This is a genomic window from Streptomyces sp. NPDC056296 (assembly GCF_042268605.1).
GTDB lineage: Bacteria > Actinomycetota > Actinomycetes > Streptomycetales > Streptomycetaceae > Streptomyces.
In genome coordinates this window covers 29,634-46,856 of record NZ_JBHJRX010000038.1, presented here as the reverse complement: position 1 = coordinate 46,856, position 17,223 = coordinate 29,634, and the positions used below count along the sequence as shown (strand labels likewise).

16 protein-coding genes are annotated in these 17,223 nt (G+C 68.1%); 7 read left to right on the top strand and 9 right to left on the bottom strand.

Going from position 1 to position 17,223, the window contains the following annotated elements; translation table 11 throughout:
• Positions 1–33 precede the first annotated feature (33 nt).
• Positions 34–366: a thioredoxin gene (gene trxA, locus ACFCZF_RS26170; protein WP_121748009.1), complete on the top strand. Its 333-nt coding sequence runs from the start codon at positions 34–36 to the stop codon at positions 364–366.
• Positions 367–458: 92 nt separating this feature from the next.
• Here trxA and ACFCZF_RS26165 read toward each other — a convergent pair whose 3' ends face one another.
• From ACFCZF_RS26165 to rpmH, 9 genes are all read right to left on the bottom strand, one after another.
• Entirely contained in the window at positions 459–1,076 is a 618-nt protein-coding gene (locus ACFCZF_RS26165) for a GNAT family N-acetyltransferase (protein ID WP_376673710.1), read from the bottom strand.
• Positions 1,077–1,405: 329 nt separating this feature from the next.
• Positions 1,406–2,530: a ParB/RepB/Spo0J family partition protein gene (locus tag ACFCZF_RS26160; RefSeq protein ID WP_376673709.1), complete on the bottom strand. Its 1,125-nt coding sequence runs from the start codon at positions 2,528–2,530 to the stop codon at positions 1,406–1,408.
• Entirely contained in the window at positions 2,527–3,600 is a 1,074-nt protein-coding gene (locus ACFCZF_RS26155) for a ParA family protein (RefSeq protein WP_310875815.1), read from the bottom strand. Before ACFCZF_RS26155 ends, ACFCZF_RS26160 begins: the two co-directional genes overlap by 4 nt.
• 299 nt (positions 3,601–3,899) lie before the next feature.
• Entirely contained in the window at positions 3,900–4,619 is a 720-nt protein-coding gene (gene rsmG / locus ACFCZF_RS26150; protein ID WP_310872396.1) for a 16S rRNA (guanine(527)-N(7))-methyltransferase RsmG, read from the bottom strand.
• A gap of 124 nt (positions 4,620–4,743) precedes the next feature.
• The gene (locus tag ACFCZF_RS26145) at positions 4,744–5,256 is read right to left on the bottom strand and encodes a R3H domain-containing nucleic acid-binding protein (protein ID WP_310872395.1); all 513 of its coding nucleotides are present in this window, start codon (positions 5,254–5,256) and stop codon (positions 4,744–4,746) included.
• A 15-nt stretch (positions 5,257–5,271) separates the two neighbouring features.
• Positions 5,272–6,555 (bottom strand): membrane protein insertase YidC, encoded by a 1,284-nt coding sequence (gene yidC, locus ACFCZF_RS26140; RefSeq protein ID WP_376673708.1) that lies wholly within the window; start codon positions 6,553–6,555, stop codon positions 5,272–5,274.
• Positions 6,556–6,558: 3 nt separating this feature from the next.
• A complete protein-coding gene (gene yidD, locus ACFCZF_RS26135; protein WP_375906472.1) occupies positions 6,559–6,933 on the bottom strand; it encodes a membrane protein insertion efficiency factor YidD in 375 nt (124 codons plus the stop codon).
• Positions 6,930–7,301: a ribonuclease P protein component gene (gene rnpA, locus ACFCZF_RS26130; protein ID WP_100048243.1), complete on the bottom strand. Its 372-nt coding sequence runs from the start codon at positions 7,299–7,301 to the stop codon at positions 6,930–6,932. Before rnpA ends, yidD begins: the two co-directional genes overlap by 4 nt.
• Positions 7,302–7,322: 21 nt before the next feature.
• Complete coding sequence (gene rpmH, locus ACFCZF_RS26125; RefSeq protein WP_003975051.1) at positions 7,323–7,460, bottom strand: 50S ribosomal protein L34; 138 nt, start codon at positions 7,458–7,460, stop codon at positions 7,323–7,325.
• Positions 7,461–7,836: 376 nt separating this feature from the next.
• Between rpmH and dnaA the strand changes: the two genes are divergently transcribed.
• The 6 genes from dnaA to gyrB all read left to right on the top strand — a co-directional run bounded on the left by dnaA (position 7,837) and on the right by gyrB (position 17,212).
• Positions 7,837–9,822, top strand: a complete 1,986-nt coding sequence (dnaA, locus tag ACFCZF_RS26120) for a chromosomal replication initiator protein DnaA (protein WP_376673707.1) — start codon at positions 7,837–7,839, stop codon at positions 9,820–9,822.
• A gap of 869 nt (positions 9,823–10,691) precedes the next feature.
• Positions 10,692–11,822, top strand: a complete 1,131-nt coding sequence (dnaN, locus tag ACFCZF_RS26115; protein ID WP_375906477.1) for a DNA polymerase III subunit beta — start codon at positions 10,692–10,694, stop codon at positions 11,820–11,822.
• 223 nt (positions 11,823–12,045) lie between these two features.
• Complete coding sequence (gene gnd / locus ACFCZF_RS26110) at positions 12,046–12,921, top strand: phosphogluconate dehydrogenase (NAD(+)-dependent, decarboxylating) (protein WP_376673706.1); 876 nt, start codon at positions 12,046–12,048, stop codon at positions 12,919–12,921.
• 64 nt (positions 12,922–12,985) lie between these two features.
• Positions 12,986–14,107, top strand: a complete 1,122-nt coding sequence (recF, locus tag ACFCZF_RS26105) for a DNA replication/repair protein RecF (RefSeq protein ID WP_375906483.1) — start codon at positions 12,986–12,988, stop codon at positions 14,105–14,107.
• Positions 14,104–14,706, top strand: a complete 603-nt coding sequence (locus tag ACFCZF_RS26100; RefSeq protein WP_376673705.1) for a DUF721 domain-containing protein — start codon at positions 14,104–14,106, stop codon at positions 14,704–14,706. The genes recF and ACFCZF_RS26100 overlap by 4 nt, the downstream gene beginning before the upstream one ends.
• Before the next feature lie 445 nt (positions 14,707–15,151).
• Positions 15,152–17,212, top strand: coding sequence for a DNA topoisomerase (ATP-hydrolyzing) subunit B (gene gyrB, locus ACFCZF_RS26095; protein WP_376673704.1), 2,061 nt, complete (start codon positions 15,152–15,154; stop codon positions 17,210–17,212).
• The last annotated feature ends 11 nt before the right edge of the window (positions 17,213–17,223 follow it).

Here is a 17,223-nt window from a genome sequence, read left to right as displayed (position 1 = left end):
CGCCCCGCGCACCAACCAGTTAAGGAGCCCGCCGTGGCCGGCACCCTCAAGCAAGTGACCGACGACTCCTTCGAGCAGGACGTCCTCAAGAACGACAAGCCTGTCCTGGTGGACTTCTGGGCCGCCTGGTGCGGTCCGTGCCGTCAGATCGCGCCGTCCCTCGAGGCCATCGCCGCCGAGTACGGCGACAAGATCGAGATCGTCAAACTGAACATCGACGAGAACCCGGGTACGGCCGCCAAGTACGGCGTCATGTCCATCCCGACCCTGAACGTCTACCAGGGCGGCGAGGTCGCCAAGACCATCGTCGGCGCCAAGCCGAAGGCCGCGATCGTTCGCGACCTCGAGGACTTCATCGCCGACTGACGCGCCGACTGACGTTTCACGTGAAACACGAATGGGCCGACCCGGACGGGTCGGCCCATTCGCTTTACTGCGGCCCTCCACATTGCACTCCGCTACAGCGGTCGCAACACGGGTTCCTTCTGGACAGCTCCGAGCAGCCGGTCCAGCGCCGTCTCCACGTCTTCCTTCCAGGACAGTGTGGACCGGAGATCCAGCCGCAGCCGCGGATGGCTGGGATGGGGCCGAACCGTCTTGAAGCCCACGGCCAGCAAATGGTCCGCCGGCAGAACGCAGGCGGGCTCCTTCCAGCGGGCGTCCCCGAACGCCTCGATCGCTTTGAAGCCCCGGCGCAGCAGATCCTTGGCGACCGTCTGAACCATCACCCGGCCCAACCCTTGACCCTGATAGCCCGGCATCACGAACGCGGTCATCAGCTGCACGGCGTCGGGCGAGACGGGGCTCGTGGGAAACGCCGTCGAGCGCGGGACGTAGGCGGGAGGTGCGTAGAGGACGAAGCCCACCGGGACGTCGTCCACGTACACCACCCGGCCGCATGATCCCCAGTCCAGCAGGACGGCGGAAATCCAGGATTCCTTCTCCAGGGTCGGCGTGCCCGCCTTTACCGCGGCTTCGCCGCTGACGGGATCCAGCTCCCAGAAGACACACGAGCGACAGCGCTGGGGAAGGTCCTGAAGGTTGTCCAGCGTGAGCGGTACGAGCCGGCGCCCCATGAAGGCTGTTCCTCGCTTCCTTCGCCCGCCGCGTCGCGGGCGGCTGTCAGAGCGCTCCGTTCCCTGAGCAGGCTGCCGATGAACCCACCGACCGCGCCCAGCCCCAAGCCCGCGCTCACCAGTCCGGTGCGACTCATCGATCGCATGGCCCCTGCCTGCCTCTCAGAGGTACTGCCAGGTGCTTGCGCCTTCCCGATCGCATCGTATCCACGATGCGGTGACCCCGACACCGACGGACAGCAAAGGGCGGGCCGTGTTCCGGTACCCACCGGACACGACCCGCCCCATCGGCCGGTGGAGCACCGACGAGTGCTCCACCGGCCCGAGTCTCAGGAGTCGAACTCTTCCGCTTCGCCCTCCAGAAGGCCCTTCTGCAGCACGGGCCCTTCACCGGGAGCGAGGCTCCCGAGGATCCGCTCAAGGTCCTCCATGGAAGCGAACTCCACGGTGATCTTGCCCTTCTTCTGCCCCAGGTCGACCTTCACCCGCGTCTCGAAGCGGTCCGAGAGCCGCGTCGCCAGGTCGGAAAGCGCCGGCGAGACCAGGGAACCGGCCCGCGGTCCCTTGGCCCGCTGCGCCTTCTGCGGCCGGGACCCCATCAGGGTCACGATCTCCTCGACCGACCGCACCGAGAGCCCTTCGGCCACGATCCGATGGGCCAGCCGATCCTGGTCCTCCGGGTCATCCACGGAGAGCAGCGCACGCGCGTGCCCGGCGGAAAGTACCCCGGCAGCCACCCGGTTCTGCACCTTCGGCGAGAGCTTCAGCAGACGCAGCGTGTTGGAGACCTGCGGGCGGGAACGACCGATGCGGTCCGCCAGCTGGTCGTGCGTGCAGTTGAAGTCCTTCAGCAGCTGGTCGTAGGCGAAGGCCTCTTCCAGCGGGTTCAGCTGAGCCCGGTGAAGGTTCTCCAGCAGCGCGTCCAGGAGAAGCTTCTCGTCCTCCGTGGCCCGCACGATCGCCGGGATGGCCTCCATCTCCAGCTCCCGGCAAGCCCGGAACCGGCGCTCACCCATGATGAGCTCGTAGCGCCCGGGCCCCGTCTGCCGGACGACGACCGGTTGGAGGAGGCCGACCTCCCTGATGGAGGTGACGAGTTCGGCCAGTGCGTCGTCGTCGAAGTCCTTACGCGGCTGCTTCGGGTTCGGCGTGATGGCGTCGAGCGGGACCTCCGCGAAGTGCGCCCCTACGGGCGACCTGAGCGAGTCCACCCCACTCGATGCCCCCCTCGATGCCGTACCGGATGCCGCCGACTCCTCCGTTTCACGTGGAACAGGCGGCAGCGTGGCCACCTTCGCCGCGGCCACACCGCGGTCGTTCGGCAGCAGGGGCATCGTCCCCGGGGACGCGGAAGCCGCATTCCCCAGCGCCGCCGATGCCACCGACTTCTCCGTCGGAGCATTGGGGATCAGTGCGCCCAGACCACGGCCCAGCCCCCTCCGTCGCTCACTCACTGGATCCCCTCCACCATGCTCGGGTCGTTCTGTGCGCCGATATGGGCATGCGTCGCGTCGTAGCTGACGCCCACGCCCTTCAGCGCGATCTCTCGTGCCGCCTCCAGATAGGAGAGGGCTCCGCTCGATCCTGGATCGTAGGTCAGTACCGTCTGCCCGTAGCTCGGGGCCTCGGAGATTCGGACCGAGCGAGGAATGCTCGTCCGCAGCACCTCGTCGCCGAAGTGGCTGCGCACCTCGTCGGCGACCTGGGACGCGAGCCGCGTCCGGCCGTCGTACATGGTGAGCAGGATCGTCGACACATGCAGAGTGGGGTTGAGGTGCCCGCGGACCAGGTCGACGTTGCGCAGCAGCTGTCCCAGCCCTTCCAGCGCGTAGTACTCGCACTGGATCGGGATCAGTACCTCCTGGCCCGCGACAAGCGCGTTGACCGTCAGCAGGCCGAGGGAGGGCGGGCAGTCGATGAGGATGTAGTCCAGCGGCTGCTCGTATGCCTGGATCGCCCGCTGAAGCCGGCTCTCACGTGCCACCAGAGAGACCAGCTCGATCTCCGCACCGGCGAGATCGATGGTGGCGGGCGCGCAGAAGAGGCCCTCGACGTCGGGGACCGGCTGGACCACCTCCGAGAGCGGCCTGCTCTCGACCAGCACGTCGTAGATGGATGGGACGTCGGCGTGGTGGTCGATGCCCAGCGCGGTGGAGGCGTTGCCCTGCGGGTCGAGGTCGACGACCAGGACCCGGGCACCGTGCAGGGCAAGCGACGCGGCAAGGTTGACGGTCGTCGTCGTTTTGCCCACACCGCCCTTCTGATTGGCGACCACCATGACCCTGGTCTGCTCCGGCCGTGGCAGTCCCTCGCCGGCGCGGTCCAGGGCTTCCACCGCCAGTTGGGCAGCACGACCGATCGGAGTGTCGTCCATCGGAGGCGGTGTTTCACGTGAAACATCCGCCCCCATCGACTCGGTACGGGGACCGGGGACCGGATCGGTCATCGGTCCCGCGATATTGGCGTCGGACCGCAAGGATTCACTCTCCTCGACTTCAGGCTCGCAATGAACAGAGCCTCCCATGTCTTCGGGGTCATGAACCAGTGAGGCCTGGCCTTCTGTGGAGAAATCCACCTCTGTGGACAACTCCCCGCCCTCTCCGAGCGCCCCGAGAGGCTTTCGATCGCGGGGGTCGGCCGCGGCGCGGCCGCGACTGATGATGCCGTGCAGCAGTGAGCGACGTTTCACGTGAAACACGATGCACAGCAGCCGATGCCGAAATGCCGCGACACTCCGGCATGCATAGGTTTGGCAGCTTGTGTGGAGTACGGCTCACCATCAGGACGCATCAGCGCTGACGGTGCCGCAGCAACCGAATGAGGCTATCCGCGACGCCGCCGGGCACGCCCTGTCCGGGCCGCCTTGGCCCGCTTGGCGGCGAAACGCACGCCACCCGGGCTCTCCCCGACCTCGACCCGCACCACGGTGGACATCGGGTCCACGACCCCTTCACCGACGTGCAGAATGGACGTCTCCACGGCACCCAACTTGCTCAGCGCCGTGGCCGCGGCCTTCAGTTCCTCCTCGGCCGTGTCGCCCTTGAGAGCGAGCATCTCGCCGTACGGGCGCAGCAGCGGAACCCCCCACGTGGCCAGGCGGTCCAGCGGAGCAACGGCACGGGCGGTCACCACATGCACCGGCGGCATCTTCCCCATGACCTCCTCGGCCCGGCCACGCACGACGGTGACATGGTCCAGGCCCAGCAGCTCCACGACCTCGGTCAGGAAGTTCGTGCGCCGCAGCAGCGGCTCCAGGAGCGTGATCTTCAGGTCCTCCCGGACGAGCGCCAGTGGGATCCCCGGCAATCCGGCACCCGAACCGACGTCGCACACCGTCACGCCCTCGGGCACGACCTCCGAGAGCACCGCGCAGTTCAGCAGATGCCGCTCCCACAGGCGGGGAACCTCACGCGGACCGATCAGACCGCGCTTCACCCCTGCCTCGGCGAGCAGTTCCGCGTAGCGGACCGCGTCCGCGTACCGATCGCCGAACACGTCACGTGCCTGCTCGGGCACAGGGGGAAGCTCCGCTGCCTCCGTCACGGGGACCGTCCTTCCGTACGGCACCGGCGCACCAGTCGCCGCTATCAGAACCACCAGAACTATCAGGCTGACAAAGTTCGGCCCCGCCTGCGCAACAGACGGGGCCGGAGAACGAGAGGACCGATCAGGCAGGAAGCACGACGACGAAGCGCTCCGGCTCCTCGCCCTCGGACTCGCTGCGCAGCCCCGCCGCCTTGACCGCGTCGTGCACGACCTTGCGCTCGAACGGTGTCATCGGCTTCATTCGCACGGACTCGCCGCTGCTCCTGACCTCGGCCGCGGCCTTGGCGCCCAGCTCGGAGAGCTCCGCCCGCTTCGTGGCCCGGTAACCCGCGATGTCGAGCATCAGTCGACTGCGGTCGCCGGTCTCCCGGTGCACGGCCAGGCGCGTGAGCTCCTGCAGAGCCTCCAGCACCTCGCCGTCCCGGCCGACCAGCTTCTGCAAGTCACGGCTGTTCGAGTCGCTGATGATCGAGACAGAGGCACGGTCGGCCTCGACGTCCATGTCGATGTCGCCGTCGAGGTCGGCGATGTCGAGCAGACCCTCCAGGTAGTCCGCGGCGATCTCGCCCTCGTTCTCGAGGCGAGTCAGGGTGTCTGCGCCCTCGGCAGCGGCGGAGGTGGTGCCTTCCGTCACGGGATGGACTCCTTCTTACTTCTTCGACGGGGACTTGGGCCGCTGCGGGCCCTTGCGCTGTCCGGACTGGGCCTTGCTGCGGCCACCGCCGCCGGACTTCTGCGCCGGCTTCTTGGCGGCGGCAGGCTTGGCGTCCTGCCTGCCGTCTTGCGGCTCGTCCGACTTGGTCAGCGAGGTCTTGGGCTCGGACTCGCCGGCCGCCTTCGTGGACTGGCGCTGAGACTTGCTCTGCCGCTTGGGCTGCTGGCGCTTGGGCGTGGCCGAGGCGGTCGCGTCCGCGCCGTCCTCGGTCTGGGCGGCGACAGCGGTGTCACTCTTCATCACGGTGCCGTCGGCCTGGGCCGCGAGGCCCGACTTGTTCAGCCCGTTGATGAACTTCCGCTCGAACTCGTTGCGGTCCCGGCCCTTGGCGACGATGGCCTTCACGATGGCCCTCTCACCACGGCCACGCGTCTTGCCGTGCTGGGTGACGCTCTTGTGCAGGCGCTCCAGATAGGCGGACTGGGCCTTGGAACCCGGCGTCGGGTTGTTGCGGATGACGTACATCTGCTGACCCATGGTCCACACGTTCGTGGTCAGCCAGTAGACGAGGACACCGACGGGGAAGTTGATGCCGAAGACGGCGAACATGACCGGGAAGACGTACATCAGCATCTTCTGCTGCTGCATGAATGGCGTCTTCACCGTCGTGTCGACGTTCTTGGTCATCAGCTGGCGCTGGGTGAAGAACTGCGACGCCGACATCAGCACGATCATGATCGCGGTGACGACCCGGACGTCCGTCAGCGAGGACCCGAGAGCCTCCACCTTGGAAGCACCGTCGGTGAACTTCGAGGCCAGCGGCGCACCGAAGATGTGAGCCTTCTGGGCGCTCTCCAGCAGTCGGTCGTTGATCACGCCGATGGTGTCGTTCGACGCGATGCTGTTGAGCACGTGGTACAGGGCGAAGAAGAACGGGGACTGCGCCAGGATGGGAAGACACGAGGAGAGCGGGTTGGTACCCGTCTCCTTGTACAGCTTCATCATCTCTTCGGACTGGCGCTGCTTGTCGTTCTTGTAGCGCTCCTGGATCTTCTTCATCTCCGGCTGGAGCGTCTGCATCCCGCGCGTCGCCTTGATCTGCTTCACGAAGAGCGGGATCAGGCAGATACGGATGAGGATCACCAGGGACACGATGGACAGGCCCCAGGCCCATCCGGTGTCCGGGCCGAAGATGGCGCCGTACACGCTGTGGAACTGGACGATGACCCAGGAGACAGGTGTCGTGATGAAGCTGAAGAGGCTGGCAATCGTGTCCACTAATCATGCTCCTTGGGCATGGGACTGGGTCTCTGCGGCCGGGCTCGAAGGACCGGACGGACTCGTGGGAGAAGCCTGTCCTTCGATGGCCGGTTCGGCGGCGGAGGGCCCGCCCTTGCGTGCACGCCAGGCGCCACGCAGCATTTCGTGCCACCGCGGGCGCTTCCGCGGCGGAACATGGTCCACGCCGCCCAGCGACCACGGATTGCACCGCAGGATGCGCCAGGCGGTGAGCGCCGTGCCCTTGAGAGCACCGTGCCGGTCGACGGCCGTGTAGCCGTAGTGGGAACACGACGGGTAGTACTTGCACACCGGCCCCAGCAGCGGACTGATCGTCCACTGGTACAGCTTGATCAGAGCCAGCAGCGGGTACTTCATCGCGCGCCCCCTCCCAGTAGCCGCTCCAGGGCGGCGTCCAGGTCTCGGGCCAGCTGTGCATGGTCGGCGTCACCCGCACCGGGTAGCGCTCGTACGACTACCAGGCTACCGGGGGGAAACAGGTCGATCCGGTCGCGCATCAGATGGCGAAGCCTGCGCTTCACCTTGTTGCGCACCACCGCACCACCCACAGCTTTGCTCACGACGAAACCCGCACGTGTCGGGGGAGCGCTCTCCCCAGGCGCGTGCGGGTCCGTGGCACCGCTTCGAAGGTGGACGACGAGGGCCGGACGGCCGGCCCGGCGACCTCGTCGTACCGCGGTCGCGAAGTCCTCGCGCCGCCTCAGCCGGTTCTCGGTGGGCAGCACGATGTCATGACCTGACCGGGATCAGGCGGACAGACGGGCGCGACCCTTGCTGCGGCGAGTCGCGAGAATCGCGCGGCCGGCACGGGTACGCATACGCAGCCGAAAGCCGTGGGTCTTCGCGCGGCGACGGTTGTTCGGCTGGAAGGTGCGCTTGCTCACTCGGGGGCTCCAGAAAGAATCGGGGTTGGCGGGGTGCCGTCCTGGCTGTCACCGTGCGCCCACGAGTAGCTCGCGTTACGCCCGAGTGCACCGCTTTTCGATCACCTTGGACGTGACCTGTGCCCATCGGAGGCAGGCGGCAGCAGCCATCGACAACTCGACCTGGTTACGGTACGTGGGACTGCGCCATTCGGTCAAACCAGCGGTGACCGGGAGACACTTGTCCACAGGCTGGGGACAACAACTTGAACCCTACCGGCCGCGCTGACTACCGTGACTGGACTCCGATTCGTTCCCATATCCCTGCCCCACCCGAGTTTCATCCCGAGCCGTCCCCGAATCACACCTTCGAGGGACCCGTGAGAGAGCGTGCCCTGTGGCTGACGTACCTGCCGATCTTGCCGCAGTGTGGCCACGCGTACTGGAGCAACTCCTCGGGGAGGGCCGCGGGCAGGGTGTCGAGTCGAAGGACGAGCACTGGATCCGGCGCTGCCAGCCCCTCGCGCTGGTCGCCGACACCGCTCTGCTCGCCGTACCGAACGAATTTGCGAAAGGCGTACTGGAGGGCCGCCTCGCCCCCGTCGTCAGCGAGACCCTGAGCCGCGAATGCGGCCGGCCCATCCGCATCGCGATCACCGTCGACGACACCGCCGGCGACCCTTCGCCGCCGGCCCCTCAGGCGCAGCCCGCCCGCCCGCAGCCCCGCTACGAGGAGCCCGAGCTCCCGGCCCCCGGCCACCAGGGTCAGGGCGGCGGCCGCGACGAGTACGAGGGATACGGCCGCCACCGCGCCGACCAGCTCCCCACCGCCCGCCCCGCCTACCCGCAGGAGTACCAGCGCCCCGAGCCCGGCTCCTGGCCGCGCCCGGCGCAGCAGGACGACTACGGCTGGCAGCAGCAGCGCCTCGGCTTCCCCGAGCGCGACCCCTACGCGACACCGCCGCAGGACTCCTACGGCCAGGAGCCCTACCCGAAGGACTCGTACCAGCAGGACTACCGTCCGCAGTCGCCTGACCGCCCGCCGTACGACTCCCAGCGCGGTAAATATGACCGCGGTGACTACGACCGCAGTGACTACGACCGCGGTGACTACGAGCGCGGCGGTCACGAGCGCGGCGGTCACGAGCGCGGCGACCACGAGCAGCCCCGCAACGACTACGACCAGCCGCGCGGCGACTACGACCAGCGCAGCCCCCGCCGGGACCTGCCCGAGTCGCCGTCCGGCTCCGGCCACGTCCACCGCGGCGGCCCCGTCGGCCCGGGCCCCGCCACCGGCGCCCCCGGCCCGCTGGCCGCACAGCCCGCGCCGGCGACCGGCCCCGGCGAGCCGACCGCACGGCTGAACCCGAAGTACCTCTTCGACACCTTCGTCATCGGCGCCTCCAACCGCTTCGCCCACGCGGCCGCCGTCGCCGTCGCCGAAGCGCCCGCGAAGGCCTACAACCCCCTCTTCATCTACGGGGAGTCGGGCCTGGGCAAGACCCACCTCCTGCACGCCATCGGGCACTACGCCCGCAGCCTCTACCCCGGCACGCGCGTGCGGTACGTGAGCTCCGAGGAGTTCACCAACGAGTTCATCAACTCCATCCGCGACGGCAAGGGCGACAGCTTCCGCAAGCGCTACCGCGAGATGGACATCCTGCTCGTCGACGACATCCAGTTCCTCGCGGACAAGGAGTCGACGCAGGAGGAGTTCTTCCACACCTTCAACACGCTCCACAACGCCAACAAGCAGATCGTGCTCTCCTCCGACCGGCCGCCCAAGCAGCTGGTCACGCTGGAGGACCGGCTGCGGAACCGTTTCGAGTGGGGCCTGATCACCGACGTCCAGCCGCCCGAGCTGGAGACCCGCATCGCGATCCTGCGCAAGAAGGCCGTACAGGAGCAGCTCAACGCCCCACCCGAGGTACTCGAGTTCATCGCGTCCCGCATCTCGCGCAACATCCGCGAGCTGGAGGGCGCGCTGATCCGGGTGACGGCGTTCGCCTCCCTCAACCGGCAGCCGGTCGACCTGGGCCTGACGGAGATCGTCCTCAAGGACCTGATCCCCGGCGGCGAGGACTCCGCCCCCGAGATCACGTCCACGGCCATCATGGGCGCCACCGCCGACTACTTCGGCCTCACCGTCGAGGACCTGTGCGGCACCTCGCGCGGACGCGCGCTGGTGACGGCCCGGCAGATCGCCATGTACCTGTGCCGCGAGCTGACGGACCTCTCGCTGCCGAAGATCGGCGCGCTGTTCGGGGGCCGGGACCACACCACGGTGATGCACGCCGACCGCAAGATCCGCAATCTGATGGCCGAGCGGCGCTCCATCTACAACCAGGTGACCGAGCTGACCAACCGCATCAAGAACGGCTGACGGCCGCCGGCACCGGCCGCACGGGCGCCCCTGGACATCCTGGGGCGCCCTTTGTGCGCCCGGGGGATCGCACTGCCGTCCTGCCCGCTGTTCGAATACCTGCCGGGTTACGGGCGTCCTCCACAGATTCGGCGACTTTTTTCCGTCCACACCTTGGGGACTGGGAAGTTGTCCCGATCCTGTCCACAGGCCAGGGTGTTGAGGGATCATCAGGGCAGGTCAGCTCCCTGTGGATTCGTGGACGAACGATCTCCACAGCCTGTGGACGAAGAAATGATCCACAGGCTGTGCATCCAGTTGTCCACGGGCAACCCACAGGCTGGAGCGGGTTGTCCCCAGCGATCCCCAGCTTCTCCACATGCCTGTCCACTGTTCGGCAACGCGACGCGCCCTGTCACCGCGTCGAGTGAAAGGCGTCACATCAAGGTGCCAGGTTGGGCTGTGGGAAACATGGGCAAGCCTGGGGACGGCTCTGGGGAGAACTCGCCTCTTCCTGTGCACGGAGTGTGCAGAACTTTCTGTTCTCCACAGATACGCCCGGTTGTCCACCGGCTCCGCCCACAGGGTCGGTGGACAAAATTCCTGCTCTGACCTGGGCAAACGAGGTTATCCACGGTATCCACAGGCCCTACTACTACTAGCGACTAGAGAGAGTGCGGAATTCGTTTCGAAGCGGGTCCTGTGCACAACTCGCTCTCTCGGGCCCGACCGCCCCTCGTCACGACTTGACCCCGAACGGCACCTACTGTCAGTGGGGTGCGTCAGACTGGTCCCCGGTGTTCTGCCCCTCACCGGGACCGACGACACCGACCCACACGACGAAGGCCAGGCAGGGCGAGAAGCGCCGGCAACAGCAGGAGGCGGCAACAGTGAAGATCCGGGTGGAACGCGACGTACTCGCGGAGGCAGTGGCCTGGGCGGCTCGCAGCCTCCCGGCCCGTCCGCCGGCGCCGGTCCTCGCGGGCCTGCTGCTGAAGGCCGAGGAGGGGCAGCTGAGCCTGTCCAGCTTCGACTACGAGGTCTCCGCGCGGGTCTCGGTGGAGGCGGAGATCGACGAGGAGGGCACGGTCCTCGTCTCCGGCCGCCTGCTCGCCGACATCTCCCGCGCCCTCCCCAACCGGCCGGTGGAGATTTCCACAGACGGTGTACGGGCGACGGTGGTCTGCGGCTCCTCGCGGTTCACCCTCCACACCCTGCCGGTGGAGGAGTACCCGGCGCTGCCGCAGATGCCGGAGGCGACCGGCACGGTCCCCGGCGAGGTCTTCGCCTCCGCCGTGCAGCAGGTCGCCATCGCCGCCGGCCGGGACGACACGCTGCCCGTCCTCACCGGTGTGCGCATCGAGATCGAGGGCGACTCGGTGACGCTCGCCTCCACCGACCGCTACCGCTTCGCGGTCCGCGAGTTCCTGTGGAAGCCGGAGAACCCCGAGGTCTCCGCGGTCGCCCTGGTGCCCGCCAAGACGCTCCAGGACACCGCCAAGGCACTGACCAGCGGCGACCAGGTGATCCTGGCGCTGTCCGGCTCGGGTGCGGGCGAGGGCCTGATCGGTTTCGAGGGCGCGGGCCGCCGGACGACGACGCGTCTGCTGGAGGGCGACCTCCCGAAGTACAAGACGCTGTTCCCGACGGAGTTCAACAGCGTCGCCGTGATCGAGACCGCCCCCTTCGTGGAGGCCGTCAAGCGCGTGGCCCTGGTCGCCGAGCGCAACACCCCGGTGCGGCTCAGCTTCGAGCAGGGCGTGCTCATCCTGGAGGCCGGCTCCAGCGACGACGCACAGGCTGTGGAAAGGGTCGACGCGCAGTTGGAGGGCGACGACATCTCGATCGCCTTCAACCCGACGTTCCTGCTGGACGGCCTGAGCGCGATCGACTCGCCGGTGGCGCAGCTGTCCTTCACGACGTCCACGAAGCCGGCGCTGCTCAGCGGCAAGCCCGCGGTGGACGCCGAGGCCGACGACGCCTACAAGTACCTGATCATGCCGGTGCGGCTGAGCGGCTGAGCGGCTGAGCGGCTGAGCAGTCGAGTCCTCCGGGCTCGGCGTCAGCGGTCCACAAGGTGGGGACAAACCCGCAGGTGAGGGCGTACGTATGAGCGCGTACGCCCACAGCTGTGCACGGGCGTCCGGGTTTAGGCTCGGACGTGGGTACGAAAGTGCCGCGGCACGCATCCGGCGGGTTAGGACGTGCCGTCCCGCCACCTCGCACACCTAAGGAACGCAACTGATGGAGCTCGGTCTCGTCGGCCTCGGCAAGATGGGCGGCAACATGCGCGAGCGGATCCGCCGCGCGGGCCACACCGTCGTCGGATACGACCGCAATCCGGACCTCGCCGATGTCCACAGCCTGGAAGAGCTTGTGGGCAAGCTCGCCGCCCCGCGCGTGGTCTGGGTCATGGTCCCGGCCGGCGAGGCCACTCAGGCCACCGTCGACCGGCTCGGCGAGCTGCTGGAGCCCGGTGACGTGGTCGTGGACGGCGGGAACTCCCGCTGGACGGACGACGAGAAGCACGCCGAGGAGCTGGCCGCCAAGGGCATAGGCTTCGTCGACTGCGGGGTCTCCGGCGGCGTGTGGGGCCTGGAGAACGGCTACGCGCTGATGTACGGCGGCGACGCCGAGAACGTCGCCAAGGTGCAGCCGGTCTTCGACGCCCTCAAGCCGGAGGGCGACTTCGGTGCCGTGCACGCCGGCAAGGTGGGCGCGGGCCACTTCGCGAAGATGGTCCACAACGGCATCGAGTACGCGATGATGCAGGCCTATGCCGAGGGCTGGGAGCTGCTGGAGAAGGTCGACTCCGTGGAGAACGTCCGCGAGGTCTTCCGGTCCTGGCAGGAGGGGACGGTGATCCGTTCCTGGCTGCTGGACCTGGCGGTCAACGCGCTCGACGAGGACGAGCACCTGGGTGACCTGCGGGGTTATGCACAGGACTCCGGTGAGGGACGCTGGACTGTGGAAGCCGCGATCGACAACGCGGTGCCCCTGCCGGCGATCACGGCGTCGCTGTTCGCGCGGTTCGCGTCCCGGCAGGACGACTCGCCGCAGATGAAGATGATCGCCGCGCTGCGCAATCAGTTCGGCGGCCACGCGGTCGAGAAGAAGTAAGCAACACCCGAAGGTCAACACCGGAAGGTCAACACCCGAAGGTTGGGGAGGTCGGCGAACGACCATGCACGTCACGCATCTGTCGCTGGCCGACTTCCGCTCGTACGCCCGGGTCGAGGTTCCGCTGGACCCGGGCGTCACCGCCTTCGTCGGGCCGAACGGGCAGGGCAAGACGAATCTCGTCGAGGCGGTCGGCTATCTCGCCACGCTCGGCAGTCACCGGGTCTCCTCCGACGCGCCCCTGGTCCGCATGGGCACCGAGCGCGCCGTGATCCGCGCCCAGGTCAGGCAGGGCGAACGGCAGCAGCTGATCGAGCTGGAGCTGAACCCGGGCCGCGCCAACCGTGCCCGTATCAACAGATCCACGCAGGTCAAGCCACGTGACGTGCTCGGCATCGTGCGCACCGTGCTGTTCGCGCCCGAGGACCTCGCGCTGGTGAAGGGCGACCCCGGTGAGCGGCGCCGCTTCCTGGACGAGCTGATCACCGCCCGCTCCCCGCGCATGGCCGGAGTGCGCTCCGACTACGACCGTGTCCTCAAGCAGCGCAACACCCTGCTGAAGTCGGCGGCGCTCGCGCGTCGGCACGGCGGGCGCACGATGGACCTGTCCACCCTCGACGTCTGGGACCAGCACCTCGCGCGCGCGGGTGCCGAGCTGCTGGCTCAGCGCCTCGACCTGATCGCCGCCGTGCAGCCGCTGGCGGACAAGGCGTACGAGCAGCTGGCGCCGGGTGGTGGCCCCGTCGCCCTGGAGTACAAGCCCTCGGCACCCGGCGAGGCGCACACGCGCGAGGATCTGTTCGAGCAGCTGATGGCCGCGCTCGCCGAGGCGCGCAAGCAGGAGATCGAGCGGGGCGTCACCCTGGTGGGGCCCCATCGTGACGATCTGCTTCTCAAACTCGGCTCGCTGCCCGCCAAGGGGTACGCCTCCCACGGCGAGTCGTGGTCGTACGCCCTGGCGTTGCGGCTGGCGTCGTTCGACCTTCTCAGGGCGGAGGGCAATGAGCCGGTCCTCGTCCTCGACGACGTTTTCGCCGAGCTGGACGCGCGGCGCCGGGAGCGGCTGGCCGAGTTGGTGGCGCCCGGTGAGCAGGTGCTGGTGACGGCCGCGGTCGATGACGACGTTCCGGGTGTGCTGGCGGGTGCGCGGTTCACGGTGGCCGAGGGCGCGGTGGAGCGCGTATGAGCGCGGACGAACCGCTTCCCGGGCAGTCGTCCGGCAATGGCGACGCCAACGGCACCGGCGACGGCAGGGGCACCGGCAAGGGCGGGAGCCCGGAGCCGTCGGGTGTCGATCTCGCGCGCGTGGCGCTCAGGGCGGCGCGGGAGGCGGCACGCGCGCGTGGGGACGCCGCGCAGCAGAAGAAGCAGGCGCGGCGCGGGGGCCTGCGCTCCGGGGCGCGTGCCGACGGCCGCGACCCGATGGCGTTGGGTTCGGCGATCAACCGGCTGATCACCGAGCGCGGCTGGGAGACGCCGGCCGCGGTGGGCGGGGTGATGGGCCGCTGGCCGGAGATCGTCGGTGCGGACGTGGCGAAGCACTGTGTGCCGGAGCGGTACGACGAGGACGAGCGGGTGCTGGTCGTCCGCTGCGACTCGACGGCGTGGGCGACGAATCTGCGGTTGCTCGCCCCGACGCTGGTGGCCCGCCTGAACGAGGATCTCGGGCACGGGTCGGTACGGCTGATCAAGGTGCTGGGGCCCGGTGGTGCCGGCGGTCCCGGCCGTCGTTACGGGCCGCTGCGAGCGCCCGGCAGCCGGGGCCCTGGCGACACCTACGGGTGAGCCGCGGGCGGTCCGCGGGTGATCTGGCACCCCGTCAGAGGTAGGTGATGTACCTCACATAATTGGGCGGCGCCGGCGGGTGTGAACCTTCGACGCACCCTTCGTCGCGCAACCGCACGCGGTTGCGAATCCCGATCTGACTCCCAAGTAGCCAAGGGTTGACGCCTCGAAGCGCTGAGTGCCGTTGTGAGCCTCTTGGGGCCCCCATCCCCATATCGGGAGTCGGACGAGCCTGGTTCAGGGCGGCACATGCGGACTCAGGTACCGGCAAACCCCCATCAGTGTCAGTGCTACCGGTAGAATGGAAGACAATCCCGCCCCGAACGTGGGGACCGTCCGGGACTAGCTGAGCAACGCTGATCAAGGCTTACCAACGCAACATGCCGCAGCCGCTCCGGCAATCCGCCGACGAGCCCGGCTCGTGCTGTGCCAGAAAGGGCGCTTCGTGGCCGATTCCGGCAACCCCAACGAGAACAACCCGTCCACCGACACCGGCGTGAACGACGCGGTGAGCACCTCGAACGCCGAGGTGCCCGCCTCGTACGACGCCAGTGCCATCACCGTCCTCGAGGGTCTGGACGCGGTCCGCAAGCGACCCGGTATGTATATCGGCTCGACCGGTGAACGTGGTCTGCATCACCTGGTGCAGGAGGTCGTGGACAACTCCGTCGACGAGGCGCTGGCCGGCCACGCGGACACGGTCGACGTCACGATCCTCGCCGACGGCGGTGTCCGGGTCGTCGACAACGGCCGTGGCATCCCGGTGGGCATCGTCCCCTCCGAGGGCAAGCCCGCCGTCGAGGTCGTGCTGACCGTGCTGCACGCGGGCGGCAAGTTCGGCGGCGGCGGTTACGCGGTCTCCGGTGGTCTGCACGGCGTGGGTGTCTCCGTCGTCAACGCCCTCTCCACGAGGGTTGCCGTAGAGGTCAGGACCGACGGCCACCGCTGGACGCAGGACTACAAGCTGGGTGTCCCCACGGCACCGCTGGCTCGGCACGAGGCCACCGAGGAGACCGGCACGTCGGTCACCTTCTGGGCCGACGGTGACATCTTCGAGACCACCGACTACTCCTTCGAGACGCTGTCCCGGCGCTTCCAGGAGATGGCCTTCCTCAACAAGGGCCTGCGGATCAACCTCACCGACGAGCGCGAGTCAGCGAAGGCCACCGCCGGTGCGGACGAGGCGGGCGAGGACGAGAAGCACGAGGTCAAGAGCGTCTCGTACCACTACGAGGGCGGCATCGTCGACTTCGTGAAGTACCTCAACTCCCGCAAGGGAGACCTGGTGCACCCCACCGTGATCGACCTCGAGGCCGAGGACAAGGACAAGAGCCTGTCCCTCGAGATCGCGATGCAGTGGAACGGCGGCTACACCGAGGGCGTGTACTCCTTCGCCAACATCATCCACACGCACGAGGGCGGTACGCACGAGGAGGGCTTCCGTGCGGCGCTGACCTCGCTGATCAACAAGTACGCGCGCGACAAGCGGCTGCTGCGCGAGAAGGACGACAACCTCACGGGTGACGACATCCGCGAGGGTCTGACGGCGATCATCTCGGTGAAGCTGGGCGAGCCGCAGTTCGAGGGCCAGACCAAGACCAAGCTGGGCAACACGGAGGTCAAGACCTTCGTCCAGCGGGTGGTCTACGAGCACCTGACCGACTGGCTCGACCGCAATCCGAACGAGGCCGCGGACATCATCCGCAAGGGCATCCAGGCGGCCTACGCGCGCGTGGCGGCACGCAAGGCCCGTGACCTGACGCGTCGTAAGGGCCTGCTGGAGACGGCGTCGCTGCCGGGCAAGCTGTCCGACTGCCAGTCGAACGACCCGATCAAGTGCGAGATCTTCATCGTCGAGGGCGACTCCGCCGGCGGCTCCGCCAAGTCCGGCCGGAACCCGCAGTACCAGGCGATCCTCCCGATCCGCGGCAAGATCCTCAACGTCGAGAAGGCGCGCATCGACCGGATCCTGCAGAACCAGGAGATCCAGGCGATGATCTCCGCGTTCGGCACGGGTGTGCACGAGGACTTCGACATCGAGAAGCTCCGCTATCACAAGATCATCCTGATGGCGGACGCCGACGTCGACGGCCAGCACATCAACACCCTGCTGCTGACCTTCCTGTTCCGCTTCATGCGGCCGCTGGTCGAGGCCGGGCACGTGTACCTGTCCCGTCCGCCGCTCTACAAGATCAAGTGGGGCCGGGACGACTTCGAGTACGCGTACTCCGACCGCGAGCGCGACGCGCTGATCGAGATGGGCCGCAACGCCGGCAAGCGCATCCGCGAGGACTCCGTGCAGCGCTTCAAGGGCCTCGGCGAGATGAACGCCGAGGAGCTGCGCATCACGACCATGGACCAGGAGCACCGGGTGCTCGGCCAGGTCACGCTCGACGACGCCGCGCAGGCCGACGACCTGTTCTCGGTGCTGATGGGCGAGGACGTCGAGGCCCGGCGCGCGTTCATCCAGCGCAACGCCAAGGACGTCCGCTTCCTCGACATCTGAGTCGGTCTCAG

Excerpts from the sequence above, each read along its gene's own strand:
- yidD (WP_375906472.1), bottom strand. The coding sequence starts at position 6,933 with ATGAAGTACCCGCTGCTGGCTCTGATCAAGCTGTACCAGTGGACGATC.
- gnd (WP_376673706.1), top strand. The coding sequence starts at position 12,046 with ATGGAGCTCGGTCTCGTCGGCCTCGGCAAGATGGGCGGCAACATGCGC.
- ACFCZF_RS26155 (WP_310875815.1), bottom strand. The coding sequence starts at position 3,600 with ATGGGAGGCTCTGTTCATTGCGAGCCTGAAGTCGAGGAGAGTGAATCC.
- ACFCZF_RS26100 (WP_376673705.1), top strand. The coding sequence starts at position 14,104 with ATGAGCGCGGACGAACCGCTTCCCGGGCAGTCGTCCGGCAATGGCGAC.
- ACFCZF_RS26165 (WP_376673710.1), bottom strand. The coding sequence starts at position 1,076 with ATGGGGCGCCGGCTCGTACCGCTCACGCTGGACAACCTTCAGGACCTT.
- recF (WP_375906483.1), top strand. The coding sequence starts at position 12,986 with ATGCACGTCACGCATCTGTCGCTGGCCGACTTCCGCTCGTACGCCCGG.